Origin of the sequence: Arthrobacter sp. MYb221 (assembly GCF_002979835.1) — a bacterium.
Classification (GTDB): domain Bacteria; phylum Actinomycetota; class Actinomycetes; order Actinomycetales; family Micrococcaceae; genus Glutamicibacter.
In genome coordinates this window covers 210,926-224,166 of sequence record NZ_PCPW01000002.1, presented here as the reverse complement: position 1 = coordinate 224,166, position 13,241 = coordinate 210,926, and the positions used below count along the sequence as shown (strand labels likewise).

The following is a 13,241-nucleotide window of genomic DNA, read 5'->3' as shown; positions in this document are numbered from 1 at the left end:
ATTGTTTGAATTCACTGTACAGCGGATTTCCGAATCATTGAACACTGTTCAGGTAATTGACTCGAAGATTAAATGAAGCAGCTCGCGTCGTTTGATGCCAACCAAACGACGCGAGCTGCGAGAAACTAGCGCTAAACCGGAGAAACCACCTGAACCAAGGGATTGTCCAAATCGCCGGCATAGAGCAACCCGCCGGATTGATCCGAAAGATCCAGCATCTGCTGGTTATTTCGCAGTTGCAGTCTGTTCAGGCAGGAGAGCGGGAAGCTGTCGGCAAACAGGCCCAAGGCCTCGAAGCGGTCTGCAAAATCAGGATGCTGTTCCCGGTAGTTCAACAGGCTTTCGGCGACGACCTGCCAGAATTCGGCTTCCGGAAGCAAGTCTTCGGCATCCAATAACGGGGCGAGGAAGCGGAAGAAGGAATCAAAAACATCGGTGAATATCGAAAGCACCGGGTCGCCACCGGTGCGCACCCGACGAATTGTTTCCGGAAGTTCTACGCGGTCCGAGAGCACCGCAATTTCTTCGCCCAGGTCCTTGAGCAGCACCCGCTGCACCGCCCCGTCGCGCAGAACCAGGATGATGTTCTCGCCGTGCGGCATGAACACCAAGTCATAGGCCGCGAGGCAATGCACCAATGGAGCCAGATAGGCGTCCAGGTATTGGTTAAGCCACACCTTCGGTTCAAGTCCGCTGCGGCGGATAAGCGCCGCGGCGTAGCTCTTGCCGTGGGCATCGACATGGAGCAAGCTGGCCATCGTGGCAAGGGTTTCGCCCGGTTCCAGCATGTCGATGGGCGACTCACGCCAGAGCGCGGCAAGCATCTTGCGCTGTGGTGCGCTGGGCGTGGTGGCCGCCTCGAACTGCTGGTTTCGATATCCGACTGCCGCGACCTCGCGCAGCAACGCTACCGGTTGCGAGGCGAGTACCGGATCCGCGGCGAAGAGCTCATAAAGCCACTGATTGATGGCCGGGGTGACCTTCATATAGTCGGCGCTGAGTCCGCGCATGAACCCCATGTTAAGAATTGACATCGCGGTCTTGACATAGTGCTTGCGCGGTGAGGTGACATTGAAGAATGTGCGTATCGACTGTTGCGCCTGATACTCGTCCGCAGAATATCCCAGCCAAATCAACTGACCACGAGCAATGTCGTTGGCAAAGGTGGTGGACAGCCGGTTCTCCCACTGCCAGGGGTGGACCGGAAGATAAATGTATTGCGCAGGATCGAGTTCGGTGCCGGCCAGGCGCCGGGAGAGGTGCCGATCCAATGTCGCTTTGGCTTCACCGCCGAGTTCTTGTTCAAGCAACGACTGGTAGTCCAGCCCGTCTATGGAGTCGAATGAGGCCTGTGAAATATGCGCGGCAACCCAACCGAGCCGGATAGCGGATCCCGTTTCCGGCGCATAACGCAGGTAGTCGGAGCTTCCTACGCCGATGCGCCCATTATTGGCCACGAAGCACGGATGCCCCTCGGTCATGGAGGATTCGATGCGCTGGAAGGATTCTGCCGGGCTGCCGGTGGCTTCGGCAAGCTGTGTGCTGTCGTGGAGCGCATGCGCCTGCTTGTAGCAATGGCTGCCTAGCGTGCTGTTTAGCTCCTCTAGATAAGTGGGGAGCTGTGCCTCGCTGAGCGTGAGTTCGGTGGCGAAAAGGGTGACAAAATCCAATACGTCTACGTCGCCACCGTGCCAGCCCTCGGCGGCCTGGATTAGATGTTCAACCGATGACTGCGAGATCTGCCAGTGATTCAGCGCGTAGCGTTGGGCGGTAAATTCGTAGCGGTGTCCCTGCTTTTCGACCCGGTAACGGTCCTCTCCCAGGGGGAGCGGCTCCAGCAGGCGCTCGTGGCTGAATTCGCCTAGGGCCTTGGCCAGAACATGCCTATTCGCCCGTTCCCAGCGGGCCGGACTTAAGTGGTTGGCGCCGGCTGATATCCCGGTGGTGCGCTCAAAATCCTCGCGGGTACAAATCGAAAGCAACGCCTGCTTGGGACCTTGCGGCTCATCAAGCGTGACTTCCTTCAGCGGCTGTAAGCCGACGCGCGAGTTGAGAGCTTGAATCGCCTTGTTCCGTACATCGGGTTCGACCACCACCCGTTCAATTCCCGGTTGCGCGAAAGCGTGCCGGATGGCCGCACCGAGGGCATGCAAGGTAAACCCGGTCTCGACTTTCCCCGCGGGGACCGGAGCAAGGAAGTGCAGCCCGCGGTCTCCACGGACATACGGGTACTTTCCCGCGAGCGTGGATGTCGAGGGATCGTAGAGTTCAACCAGGAAGCGTGGTTCACCGCGAAGCTCTCCAAGGAGCACCTCATAGTTGGGGAGCTCCAGCAGTCCGCGATATTCGGTTTCAACCTCGTCAAGGCTCGCGGTGGCCATTCCCCAATAGCGGGCATGCTCGGTGGCGATCCAGGAGTGCAATAGCTCAGCGTCGGAGGGCAGCTGAATGCTGCGGAAGGTAAATGAGTCGTAGGTCGTCATGGGGCTCCTAGTCTTGGGCCGAGATTGGCTGCGGTTGGGAAGTTGGCAAGTTCTCCAGCGATGCGGCACCGAACCGTTGGAAGGAGATGCGCTCCTCGACTCGGTAGACCTCGCGCCCGGCAATGCGGTTGATGAGTACCGAATTCCTGTAGGCGCCCATGCCGAGATCCGGGGCGGTGAATCCGTGCGTGTGCAGTTCAGCGTTTTGCACGAAGATGTCGTGGTTCGTGCCTACCGAGTAGTTGCGGTCCACGTCCAGGCGGCCGTCGGGCAGGCGGGTGATTCGGTCTTCGAGGCCTTCGAGGAAGTCTGGTGTGCCGTTGCGGTAGCCAGTGGCAAGGACCAGCGCGTCGGTGAGGAATGCGAGATTCTCCTTTTCCCGTTCGTGGTGCAGCTCGACAAGGATCGCTCCGTCCTGAGGGGCCACGGCTGTTGCGGCGCATCCTGTGCGCAGGTGAATGGGGGCCGGAGAAGTCACGCTGCGCTGGTAGAGCTCTTCATGTATTTCATCGATCAGGTCGGCATTGATGCCCTTGTACAGGCCTTTTTGCGCCTTGGACAGCGCGTCGCGCTCCGAGATCGGCAGGGCATGGAAGTGGTCAATATATTCTGGCGAAGTCATTTCCAAGGTCAGCTTCGTATACTCCAGCGGGAAGAAACGCTCGGAGCGTGTCGCCCATACCAAATGGTCTTGTTCCGGCAGGTTGCGCAGCAGGTCGAGGAAGATTTCCGCGGCGCTCTGTCCACTGCCCAGCACCGTGACGACCTTGGGCGTCTGCTCGGCCTTTGGCTCAATGATGCTCTGCCGTGAATGCAGGTACTCGGAGGAATGGGTCACCGAGCTCGTGGACAGCAACTGCTCGTCGACAAAGTCCGGGAGATAGGGCTGGGAACCGGTGCCGAGCACCAGCTTGTCCGCGCTGAAATGGGTCAGGCCTCGATCGGTGAGCACCGAAAGCTGGTAGGCGCCGTCCGCAAATTCGGCAGAAAGTACGCGATGTCCGAAGCGGACACTGGGCAGCAGTTGCGCAGCCCACGCTAGATAGTCGCTGTATTCGTTGCGCAGCGCGTAGAAGTTTTCGCGGATGTAGAACGGGTAGATTCGCCCCTTTTCCTTCAGATAGTTCAGGAAGGAAAACTTGTTGGTGGGATCTGCGAGCGTGACAAGATCTGCCATGAAGGGCACCTGCAGGTGCGCGCCGTCCAGCATCATGCCCGGGTGCCACACGAAGTTGTCGCTGGCCTCCAGCACCGCGACCTTCAACTCCGGGAGCGGGTCGGTGAGGGCAGCGAACCCTAGATTGAAGGGGCCAGCGCCAATGGCGATCACATCAAAGTGCTCCTGGGCTAATCCACGGTTCATGCGCGAGCTCCTTCTAAGCGTTCGAGCAGCAAGTCATTGCCGACGCGGCAAATTGCGTCGAGTATTTCGGTCAGGTCTTTCATGGTGGTATTCGGGTTCAGCAAGGTCAGCTTGAGCACGCGCTGACCGTCCACGGTGGTGGCAGCGATCATCGCTTCGCCGGTGCGGTAGAGCCGCTGGCGAATCTGGTTAGTCAGTTCATTCATTTCGGAGCAATTCAGGTGGCTGCCGGGATCTTTGAAGCTGAAGACCAAGGTGCTCAGTTGCACCGGGGCCGCCAGCTCCAGCTGCGGCCGGAGAGAGACCTCGGCCTCGAGGGATTCGGCGAGTTCGATCACCCGGTCGAACATGGCACCCAGACGCACCGCCCCAAGTGTGCGGAGGGTAACCCAAAGCTTCAGCGCATCGAAGCGCCGAGTGGTCTGCAGCGACTTGTCGACCTGGTTGGGGGTCTGCTGGGCTTGGGACTTCGGGTTCAGGTATTCGGCGTAGTGGACAATGGATTCGAAGGAATCTGCCTCGCGCAGGATCAAGGCGCTGGAACCTATTGGCTGGAAGAAGGACTTGTGGAAGTCCACGGTCACCGAGTCTGCAAGCTCTATGCCCGACAGCCGTTCGCGGTGCGAGGAGGAAAGCAGCAGTCCACCGCCATATGCGGCGTCGACGTGGAACCATGCGCCGACCTCATTGGCCAGGGCAGCTATGGGTCCCAGCGGATCGATGGCCCCGAAATCGGTGGTTCCCGCGGTCGCCGAGATCGCCATCGGAACCAATCCACGATTGATATCGCGGGCAATCTGCTCGCGTAACTTGTCGGCGTCCATCCGGTGGTGGCCGTCGGTTTCAATGCCGACGGCGGCCTCATGCCCCAGCCCCAGCATCATCGCTGCGTTAGAGATACTGAAGTGGGCATCTTGTGAGGTATAGATGCGCAGGTTCTGCAGCCGCTGAGGCAAGGAGCCGGAGGTTTTCGACACCGCGGCGTTGCGGGCGATCAACATGGCTTGCAGATTGGACTGGGTGCCACCGGAGGTGAAGATGCCATCCGCGGCGAGTTGCGGGAATCCAATGAGCTGCGCGGTCCACGCGGTGAGGCGACGCTCAATGAGCGTGGCCCCGGCGCTCTGGTCAAAGGTATCCATTGAGGTGTTCAGGCTGGTGACGAATGCTTCGGCGGCCACCGCAGGAATTACCACCGGGCAATTGAGATGCGCGGCGTATTTCGGGTGATGGAAATAGACGGCGTCACGCAGGTAGATCTTTTTCAGCTCGTCAAAAGACTCGGCGTTGCTCCCAAGCGGTGAGTCGAGGTCGATGGCATCGACCAGGCCTTGCAGATCCTCCGGCGAGGGGCCGGTGGTGGGTGATTCGACGGCGGCTAGCTGATCGGTGACCCGCAACAGTGCCTCTCGGGCCTCGGACTCATAATGATCTAAGGTGCCCGAGCACAGCAATGAGTCATCAAAAAGCTGCGAGTCAAACAGGGGGATGTGCAGGGTCTCAAGAGAGGTTCCCACGGATACTCCTCACATGGTGAATTAAGTATTTGGTTAGTCTTCCCTAACCGCGAACTATTAACATCACAACTAGGTAACGTATTGCAAGCCCTTTGCGGATATGACGATCCGCGGGGAACCATTTGAAGATGCTCAAGGAGTCGAAATCGCAGCGAATCTTGGGCGCGAGACGAAGATGGGAATCTCGCCAAATTTCGCCGCTCAAACACGCAAGATTGCCGGTCGACAAGGAGAAATGCTGGTCGACTCGGTTCGCGATGAGGTAGCGTTGCCGTGAGGCCTCGGTGTGACCTTTCTGACAATTTTCATGGAGCGTAATGGAAACGATTTTGCGTGGTGAGCGACGTTTCCTTTATTCAAATGCCAGCGACGCAGCCGGCAGAAACCTGGCGGACTTCACCGTGGACCTCATCTTCGTCACCGCACTTGGTGCAAGCGCCTGGCAAATGGGCCTGCTCAACACCTTGGGTTCCGCCGCATTCCTCGTCGCCACAATTCCCATCGGATACCTGGTTGACCGTTACCGGCCTCTGCGGTTGCTGCGCATTGGGCTTGCCGCCAAGCTCGTGCTGGCCGGTTGCCTCTTGCTGTTGACCTTCACCGGGACCCTGAACATCGGCTACGGATTCCTGCTGGTCACGCTGCTGGGCGTCTGCAATGTCGTAGCAGAGACTGCACAAGTCTCGGCCGTCCCGCAATTGAACACGAACACCGGCGCGAAACGCGCAACCTCGATGAGTCGGCTGATCGCTAAACTCACCGCCGCGGATCAGTCGCTGGCGATTATCATCCCTGTTGTCGCGGGCACCAGCTTCGTCATCTTCGGAGCGTCAACCCTTCTGGCGGTCGTCGTGGTTCTAGCCATGCTGGCCCTGGGGTTCGCCTATCTGGTCAGGCTCCCACGCAAGCCAGGGTCGCAAGGAAATCAAAGTCCCGGTACTGAGGAAGAAAAACACGATACCCGCTGGCTTTCCGGGCTGAAATACCTGCGCACAAACCGGATTCTGATTGCGGTCACCGTTGCGGTCATGTGCTCAAACTTCGGGCTCGCGCTAGGCTCCGCGGTAGAAGCGTTGTTCATCGTGAATTATCTAGGATTCGGTGCCCAAGGATTTGGCATTTTTGCCGGACTTGGCGGTGCCGGTGGGCTGCTAGGCGCCGCGCTGGCCACACGCATTGCCACTCGGTTTTCAACGGCTCGGCTGACGACGGTGACATTGCTCAGTCAATTTTTCTTGGCCTCCATGGTTTTTATCGCCGCATTCACTGCCCCGTTGGTTTCCATGATTCTGCTCGGTGTGCAAGCAGTGGCGTGGGGGATCGTGGTGATTGTTTTCAACATCGCCGTCTCGGCGTGGGTTGCAGAAATTACGCCGGAGCAGCTCTTGGGCAGGGTGAGCAGCGCTCGCCGATTGTTCACTTTCGGCGCGATACCGTTGGGAAGCCTTGCCGGCGGCGCCATCGGTTCGGCCTTCGGCATTCCGGCTGCGCTGGGGCTGTGGCCGCTGGCCGTTGCCGCCGGGCTCATCGCATACCTCATGGTGCGCCCGCGAAAGGCACTTTTGAGCGCAGGTCAGACTCGGTGACCTTAAACGATAAGCTTGGAAAACCAGCTCCCCAAACGAAGGCTTCCACGCTCGTGAAACTCGTCATCGATGCCCGATATACCCGGGTCACCCATCACGACGGAATCAGCCGCTATACCGCGGGACTCATCGAAGCAACGGCCAAGATCGCCGACGTGACGATGCTGATCAACGATCTGCGGCAGTTGGACCTGCTGCCAGATGTTCCGCACCTCAAGATTTCTGCCCCCACGAGCGTCCTTGAACCGTTGGTGGCGCTGCAGATCAATAAGCTGCAGCCAGATGTGGTGTTCTCCCCGATGCAAACCATGGGCACGCTGGGGCGAAAATTCCCGGTCATTCTCACCCTGCACGATCTGATTTACTATGCGCACCCGCATGCCCCGAAATTTTTGCCCGCGCCCATCCGCTGGGGCTGGTTCCTGTTCCACCAGGTCTACTTCCCGCAACGAATTCTGCTGAACCGTGCCGACGCGGTAGCTACCGTTTCACAAACCACCGCGGATCTGATGCGCAAGCACAGGCTCACTAAGCGACATATCGGCTTGGTATCCAATGCTCCGTCGCGCGAGAGCGCAAGCCGCGATCTGCGAGCGACCGCGAAGAACACGCTGCTCTACATGGGATCATTTATGGAATATAAAAACGTCGAGACGTTGATCCGGGCCATGCGGCTGCTGCCCGATTACGAGTTGCACCTGCTCAGCGGCATCAGCCAGCAGCGTCGCGCCGAGTTGGAAGCTGAAATTCCGCACAACGCCAAGGTGGTATTCCATGGGGGAGTGAGCGACGAAGAGTATGCCCGCTTGCTGGCTTCGTGCACCGCCTTGGTGACCCTGTCGCGTGAAGAAGGATATGGGCTTCCGCTGGTGGAAGCGATGAGTGCGGGCACTCCGGTGGTAGTCACCGACATGCCGATCTTCCGAGAAGTGGCCCAAGATGCGGCCCTTTTTGCGGACCCCGATAGCGCGGAAGCCTTCGCGCAACAGGTGCAGAAGCTCTCGGACCGGGATGTCTGGAGAGAATATGCGGACCGTGCGCTTGTTCGTGCCGGCCAATATTCGTGGGATGCCTCGGCCCGGCAATTAGTTGAACTGGCGCAGTACGCGATTGAGAACTCGCGCCGTTCGCCAAAATAGGTTTCGACTTGGATTTGAAAGGAATCGCCGACTCTCGGGTCGGGTAGCTGCATGCCTTGCGCGCGAGTTGAATCCCTGATTTCAAAACAGTACTTGGCTAGTGCTAAAGTAGTTCTCGTAGCTTTCCTCCATAGCTCAATTGGCAGAGCATTCGACTGTTAATCGAAGGGTTACTGGTTCAAGTCCAGTTGGAGGAGCCAAGTGAACACCCCGTATTCATCTTCAGATGAATACGGGGTGTTTTTTAGTATCGATCCGTTGTTCGGCACCCGGGCACGCGAATGGTCCTTCTGGTGGGTCAATGCCTGTGCGTTTACAGAACTATTACGCGCCACGACGGTCTCAAAAATTGCGTTGGGTTGCTGGGCGCAGCCGTCGGCGTCAATCAGGAACAAGCTTCCTCACTGGCCTAGTTGGAGAAGGAGTTATTTTCCGCGAAAACGAGTAGGGTCGGCGGTCACGAAACCAATTGATGCAAGAGGGTCCTTCACTTCCGACGCTCACGTGTTTCATGGTGGTTCTTGCCACGTCTGTTTTCGTTCGTATCATTGATATTTGCAACTGTATCCACGCGAGGGCGCGCAGACGGACGCTCCAGGAGCAGGCCAACTCCGGCAAGAATGATGAAAAGTCCGCCAATGAGTCCGAAGGTCACGGGCTCGTCCAGCCACAGCACGCCTATGGTGGAGGCCGAAATGGGAACCAGAAGCGCAACGGTCGATGCAGTCACCGGCCCAGCTTGGCGAATAACCCAGAAATAGACCAAATAGCCCGCGGCGGTAGCTCCGAAGCCCAGCGCAAGGACGGCAATTAGCGGACCGCCAGTGATTGGGCCAATCGGGGGTGCGATGGCGGTAAGTGGGACCAGAAGTGTTGCAGCGGCAAGTTGCTGGCCGAGGGCGAGTGTCATGGGAGGAGTGCCGAGAAATGACTTTCGGGCGTAGACGCCGCCCACAGCGTATAGCAGAGCCGCTGTCAAGGAGGCTCCAACCGCCACCAGTGCGCGGCTATCGACCTGCAACGGAGCTCCTCCCACGAGCATCGATACACCGACAATGCCAGTTATGACACCTACCATCTGGCGTCGAGTGACCCTTTGCCTAAGCCAGAAAGCGGCAACGAATACCGTGAACATTGGTGTTGTGGCGTTCAAGATCGACGCCATCGACGCGTTGAGTCCAACGATTGCCGTTGCGACAAGCGTGAGTGGAGCCGCGACATTAAGGGCCGCTAACAGTAGGAATGCAGGGAACCGCCGGCCGACTGCGTGCCAAGTTGCTTTGCTGGCAGCAGTCATAAGCGTAAGCGCCAACGCTGCGACGATGAAGCGACCATGGGTCGTTCCGACGGCTCCGAATGCCGGAGCGGCAATGGCAATCAAGGGGAACGAACTTCCCCAGAGCAGGCCAACTAGCAGTAGGGCGCCGGTTACTCGTACTCGGCCGGACAGGGCAACTCGCGCGCGTCGCCTTGGCCTTTGGTTGTAAGTTTTCGAAATGTCCGGTCGATGTGCGTCAGTCATGCTAAATCGCGACCTTTCGCTTCAGATCTTGGAACAACTGGAAATGCGCGGAGGATCCGTACCACGCGCTCCCTGACTGGAGTAAGTTGCTGATTCGCCGTCGTTCTCCTTGGCGCCACCGCACGGCCGTGTCACGCGGCATGTCCCGATCAATATTGGCGTTCGTGCCACTGATTCCAGCTGCGTCCAGCCGATTCGCAACGGAGTGTTCGGCTTGGTGCCAATCGAAGCCAACGGTCTCAATGCGTTTCGTCAGCAAATTAGATGCGCCGAAGAGTTCTGTGGACTCTCTCATTAGGTCTCCTTGGGTGAGGTTTCCGGAAATTCGATGTTGTTTGCCCTATGAAGAGCGTTAGCTGTCATTTGAGGTCAGCCATCGGGCCTTTCTCCTGCCGTATGACCGGTCGTGATGACGTCTCGGTGTGCTTAATTGACAGATATACCCCCCTATGGGTATACCTTATACCCATACCCCCTATGGGTATAGATTGTATCCATACCGGATATATCCTGGAATCTTTCAGGAGGAACTCACATGTCTGTCCACCCACCACCATCGCCAGCAAAGCGATGGTTCGGCTGAGCACTGATCGCCACGGCCCAGTTCGTAGTCATCATGGACACTTCGATCATTGGCGTCGCCCTGCCCGACATGCAACGAGATCTCGGTTTCACCCCGGAGTCCCTATCATGGGTATTCAACGCCTACGTAGTGGCATTCGGCGGCTTGCTCTTACTTGGGGGTCGTCTTGCGGATGCCTTCGGAGCGCGGAAGGTCTTTGTGTTGGGCTGGCTCGTATTGATCGCAGGATCGCTGATGGCTGGAGCAGCCACCAGCATTGAGCTTGAGATCGCAGGCCGCGCCGTTCAGGGTGCCGGATCTGCCCTGATCGCGCCGGCGGCGCTGACTCTGCTCATGATGCTCTTTGGCGGCACTGCCGATCTTCCTAAGGCCTTCGCGGTCTACGGAGCTGCGGCACCAATCGGGGGCACCGCCGGCGTCTTCCTCGGCGGAGTGCTGACCGAATACGCGAGCTGGCCCTGGGTTTTCTATGTCACCATTCCGATCGCGGTCTTCGTGCTGGCATTCACCGCAACGGTGCTTCCTCGAACCGCGAGGAAGGCGTCGGGATCAATTGACATCGCCGGGGCATCCACCGTGACTGGCGGGCTTGCTGCGACCGTCTACGCTATTGTGAATGCCCCAGAAGTGGGGTGGCTTACCGCGCCTACTCTCGGCGTCCTGGCCGGAGGCCTCGTCCTTTTGGCTATTTTCTTCGTGATTCAGGCAAGAAGTCGCAACCCCCTGCTGCGCCTCGGACTGCTTCGCACGCCGCTCCTCGGGGCGGCCAATGGCGCACAGCTCCTGCTGGGTGCGGCATGGGTATCCATGTGGTTCTTCCTGAATCTGTATCTACAGCAGGTGCTTGGTGCTACCGCTTTCGCTGCTGGTGCCGCGCTCCTGCCGATGACCGGCCTGGTCGTGCTCGTCATGGTCGCGTTGGCGCCACGGCTTCAAGCCCGGTTCGGTGCCAAGGCGCTGATTGTCACCGGGCTGCTCGTGCTGGCGGCCGGACTCATGTGGCTCTCCTTGATGCAACCGGACGGAAACTATGCCACAGACGTTCTACCGGCATCGCTGCTGGCGGCCCTCGGGATGTCATTGGCGTTCGTCCCCTCACTTGGTACCGCGATCAATGCCGCACCGCCCGTCGAAACGGGTGTTGCCTCCGGGTTGGTGAGTACCAGCTACCAGATCGGATCGGCCCTCGGCCTCGCAGCCCTCACGGCAATCGTTTACGGTATCTCCGGTGCCGAACCGTCCGCGGTGGATCTGACGCGGGGGTATTCGGCGGCCTTCATCGGTGCCGCCATCCTCGCCTTTGCAGGAGCGGTGATAACTGCCACCACTATGAGCAAATCCGCTGCTTCCACTCCCTCGTCAGGCGAATCAATCTCCGCATGACAGCGGGGACGAGGTATTAGGGCGCATCACTTCAGCTTCTTTTATTTCAGTCTGGATGCATCAACAGGTAATCAATAATCGACAGGCGGATACAAAAAGCCCAACACCAACTGCTGATCGCTCGCGAAGGGTCACTCAACTCATTGGGAGCCAAGCGATCCGCGGCAACCCTAAATCCAGAGGTAATGGGGGTGTGGCTCATAACCTGTGAGGAATTGAGGGCCGTGCGGCGGATTTAGCAGCGTCTTGACATCGCAGCCAATTCGCTAGTTTAGAAACTGGGGCCGGAGGCGGGCAACTAGCTCGTCTTCGGTTTCGTTAACTGTCCGTTGAGTTCTTCAATTATTGATACGGCTTCCGGAGCCTATATGGACACCGTCAAAGAACCGACCGTGAACTTCATGATTCGAGAGTACTGCGGACTAAGTGGGAGCTGTCACGGACCGTTGGACCGTAAAAACGTAGGCGGCCTCATTCTCTGGTGTAACGAGTGAGCATGGAGATTTTGGCATGCGGATTTGCACGCTGAAAGAAAGAAGCCAACGTGCACGGGAATCAGCTGGAGAACCTACCCTATTGAGCCGTCCGTGGTAGGGGCAGCGCACCTGCGCGAACGCTGGTGAACCGGTACCTCGCGGCGCAATCCACCATGTCACGATGGACCCCCGAAGTGAACTACAGCCAGTAGCCGGGCGATGGAACCAGTACCCTGGTCGGCGGCCCATAGGTTCTTGGCGTTACCGAAAACACGACGATCCGCCGATCTGTGTAATGCCGTGGAGCCAGCGTTCATCCGAAACCCCATGAAAAGCTCGTTAATGGGCCAAGGCGTGACGCAGGACAGTAAGTTCGTGTTTGGTCTGTACCGTTCGGGTTTGCTCCATAGCGGAAATTGTCTGGACTAGAACGTCGGCCACCAACAGGGAGGTCAGCGCTTCTGCGGTGAGTCCCGTCGGGGTATGTGGAGCGTGCAGGCAGACCTCGACCTCGCCGCTGAGTTCCTCTTGTAGTTCGTCGCTAATCAGTACGACTTTTGCTCCTACGTCGCGAGCGCGTTGGAGCAATACGCGAAGGTCGGCAAGCATTCGCCCAGGGGCGAAAACCATCACTGCGTCCTCGGCGCTGATCATCAGCAGTTGGTCGGCCAGTTGAAAGCCACTGGCGGATATGAAATGGGAGGGAAGCCCGATGCGATTGAGCTTGAGAGCAAGATGCTCCGCTGCCAATCCCGAGGCTCCGACGCCATAGGTGATTACCCGCGGGGCCGCCAGCGCCAAGTGCACGGCGCGCGTCATTGGTTCGATGGAGGATTCGGCGAAAGCCAGTTCCAAGCGTTCCGAGGCCTCCGTGTTCACGCTGCGCCAGACCTCCTCAATGTTCCCTCCGATACTCTTGATCCGTTGGCGTGCCCGAATCTCGGGGGAGACCGCGGCGGAGAACGGCGCCGCGACCTGCTGTTTGAGTTCGGAGAGACCGCTGTATCCGAGTGACTGGATGGTGCGCACCACCGTGGCGTTGCTGGTTCGGCTCTCTGCGCCAAGGTCTTGCGCCCCGGCGTAGAGCAGCCGCTCGGCAGTGGTGCGCACTAGTAGTTGGGCCACCGAACGTTCGGCCCTTGATAGTTCTTCCCAGTGGTCGCGGACCCGCTGCTGTAAAACTAACAAG

8 protein-coding genes and 1 tRNA gene are annotated in these 13,241 nt (G+C 58.6%); 4 read left to right on the top strand and 5 right to left on the bottom strand.

The window, feature by feature from the left end:
• Positions 1 to 131: 131 nt before the first annotated feature.
• The 3 genes from CQ015_RS03315 to CQ015_RS03305 are packed head-to-tail and all read right to left on the bottom strand — an operon-like array spanning position 132 to position 5,363.
• Positions 132 to 2,483, bottom strand: a complete 2,352-nt coding sequence (locus tag CQ015_RS03315; RefSeq protein ID WP_105649319.1) for a GNAT family N-acetyltransferase — start codon at positions 2,481 to 2,483, stop codon at positions 132 to 134.
• 7 nt (positions 2,484 to 2,490) lie between these two features.
• Positions 2,491 to 3,846, bottom strand: coding sequence for a lysine N(6)-hydroxylase/L-ornithine N(5)-oxygenase family protein (locus CQ015_RS03310; RefSeq protein ID WP_105569919.1), 1,356 nt, complete (start codon positions 3,844 to 3,846; stop codon positions 2,491 to 2,493).
• Positions 3,843 to 5,363 carry an aspartate aminotransferase family protein gene (locus CQ015_RS03305; protein ID WP_105569920.1) on the bottom strand — a complete coding sequence of 507 codons (1,521 nt, stop codon included), beginning with the start codon at positions 5,361 to 5,363 and terminating at the stop codon, positions 3,843 to 3,845. Before CQ015_RS03305 ends, CQ015_RS03310 begins: the two co-directional genes overlap by 4 nt.
• A 317-nt stretch (positions 5,364 to 5,680) precedes the next feature.
• Here CQ015_RS03305 and CQ015_RS03300 point away from each other — a divergent pair, with 317 nt between their 5' ends.
• The 3 genes from CQ015_RS03300 to CQ015_RS03290 all read left to right on the top strand — a co-directional run bounded on the left by CQ015_RS03300 (position 5,681) and on the right by CQ015_RS03290 (position 8,288).
• The gene (locus CQ015_RS03300; RefSeq protein WP_105649318.1) at positions 5,681 to 6,949 is read left to right on the top strand and encodes an MFS transporter; all 1,269 of its coding nucleotides are present in this window, start codon (positions 5,681 to 5,683) and stop codon (positions 6,947 to 6,949) included.
• Between the two features lie 53 nt (positions 6,950 to 7,002).
• Positions 7,003 to 8,088, top strand: a complete 1,086-nt coding sequence (locus CQ015_RS03295; RefSeq protein ID WP_105649317.1) for a glycosyltransferase family 1 protein — start codon at positions 7,003 to 7,005, stop codon at positions 8,086 to 8,088.
• A gap of 124 nt (positions 8,089 to 8,212) precedes the next feature.
• Positions 8,213 to 8,288 (top strand) — tRNA-Asn (locus CQ015_RS03290).
• 287 nt (positions 8,289 to 8,575) lie between these two features.
• On the opposite strand, the gene CQ015_RS03280 is transcribed toward CQ015_RS03290, so the two are convergent.
• Complete coding sequence (locus CQ015_RS03280; RefSeq protein WP_105649316.1) at positions 8,576 to 9,610, bottom strand: DMT family transporter; 1,035 nt, start codon at positions 9,608 to 9,610, stop codon at positions 8,576 to 8,578.
• A gap of 586 nt (positions 9,611 to 10,196) precedes the next feature.
• Here CQ015_RS03280 and CQ015_RS03270 point away from each other — a divergent pair.
• Positions 10,197 to 11,576 (top strand): MFS transporter, encoded by a 1,380-nt coding sequence (locus CQ015_RS03270; protein WP_308727271.1) that lies wholly within the window; start codon positions 10,197 to 10,199, stop codon positions 11,574 to 11,576.
• Between the two features lie 815 nt (positions 11,577 to 12,391).
• On the opposite strand, the gene CQ015_RS03265 is transcribed toward CQ015_RS03270, so the two are convergent.
• Positions 12,392 to 13,240 carry a MurR/RpiR family transcriptional regulator gene (locus tag CQ015_RS03265; protein ID WP_219844278.1) on the bottom strand — a complete coding sequence of 283 codons (849 nt, stop codon included), beginning with the start codon at positions 13,238 to 13,240 and terminating at the stop codon, positions 12,392 to 12,394.
• Position 13,241: the final 1 nt, after the last annotated feature.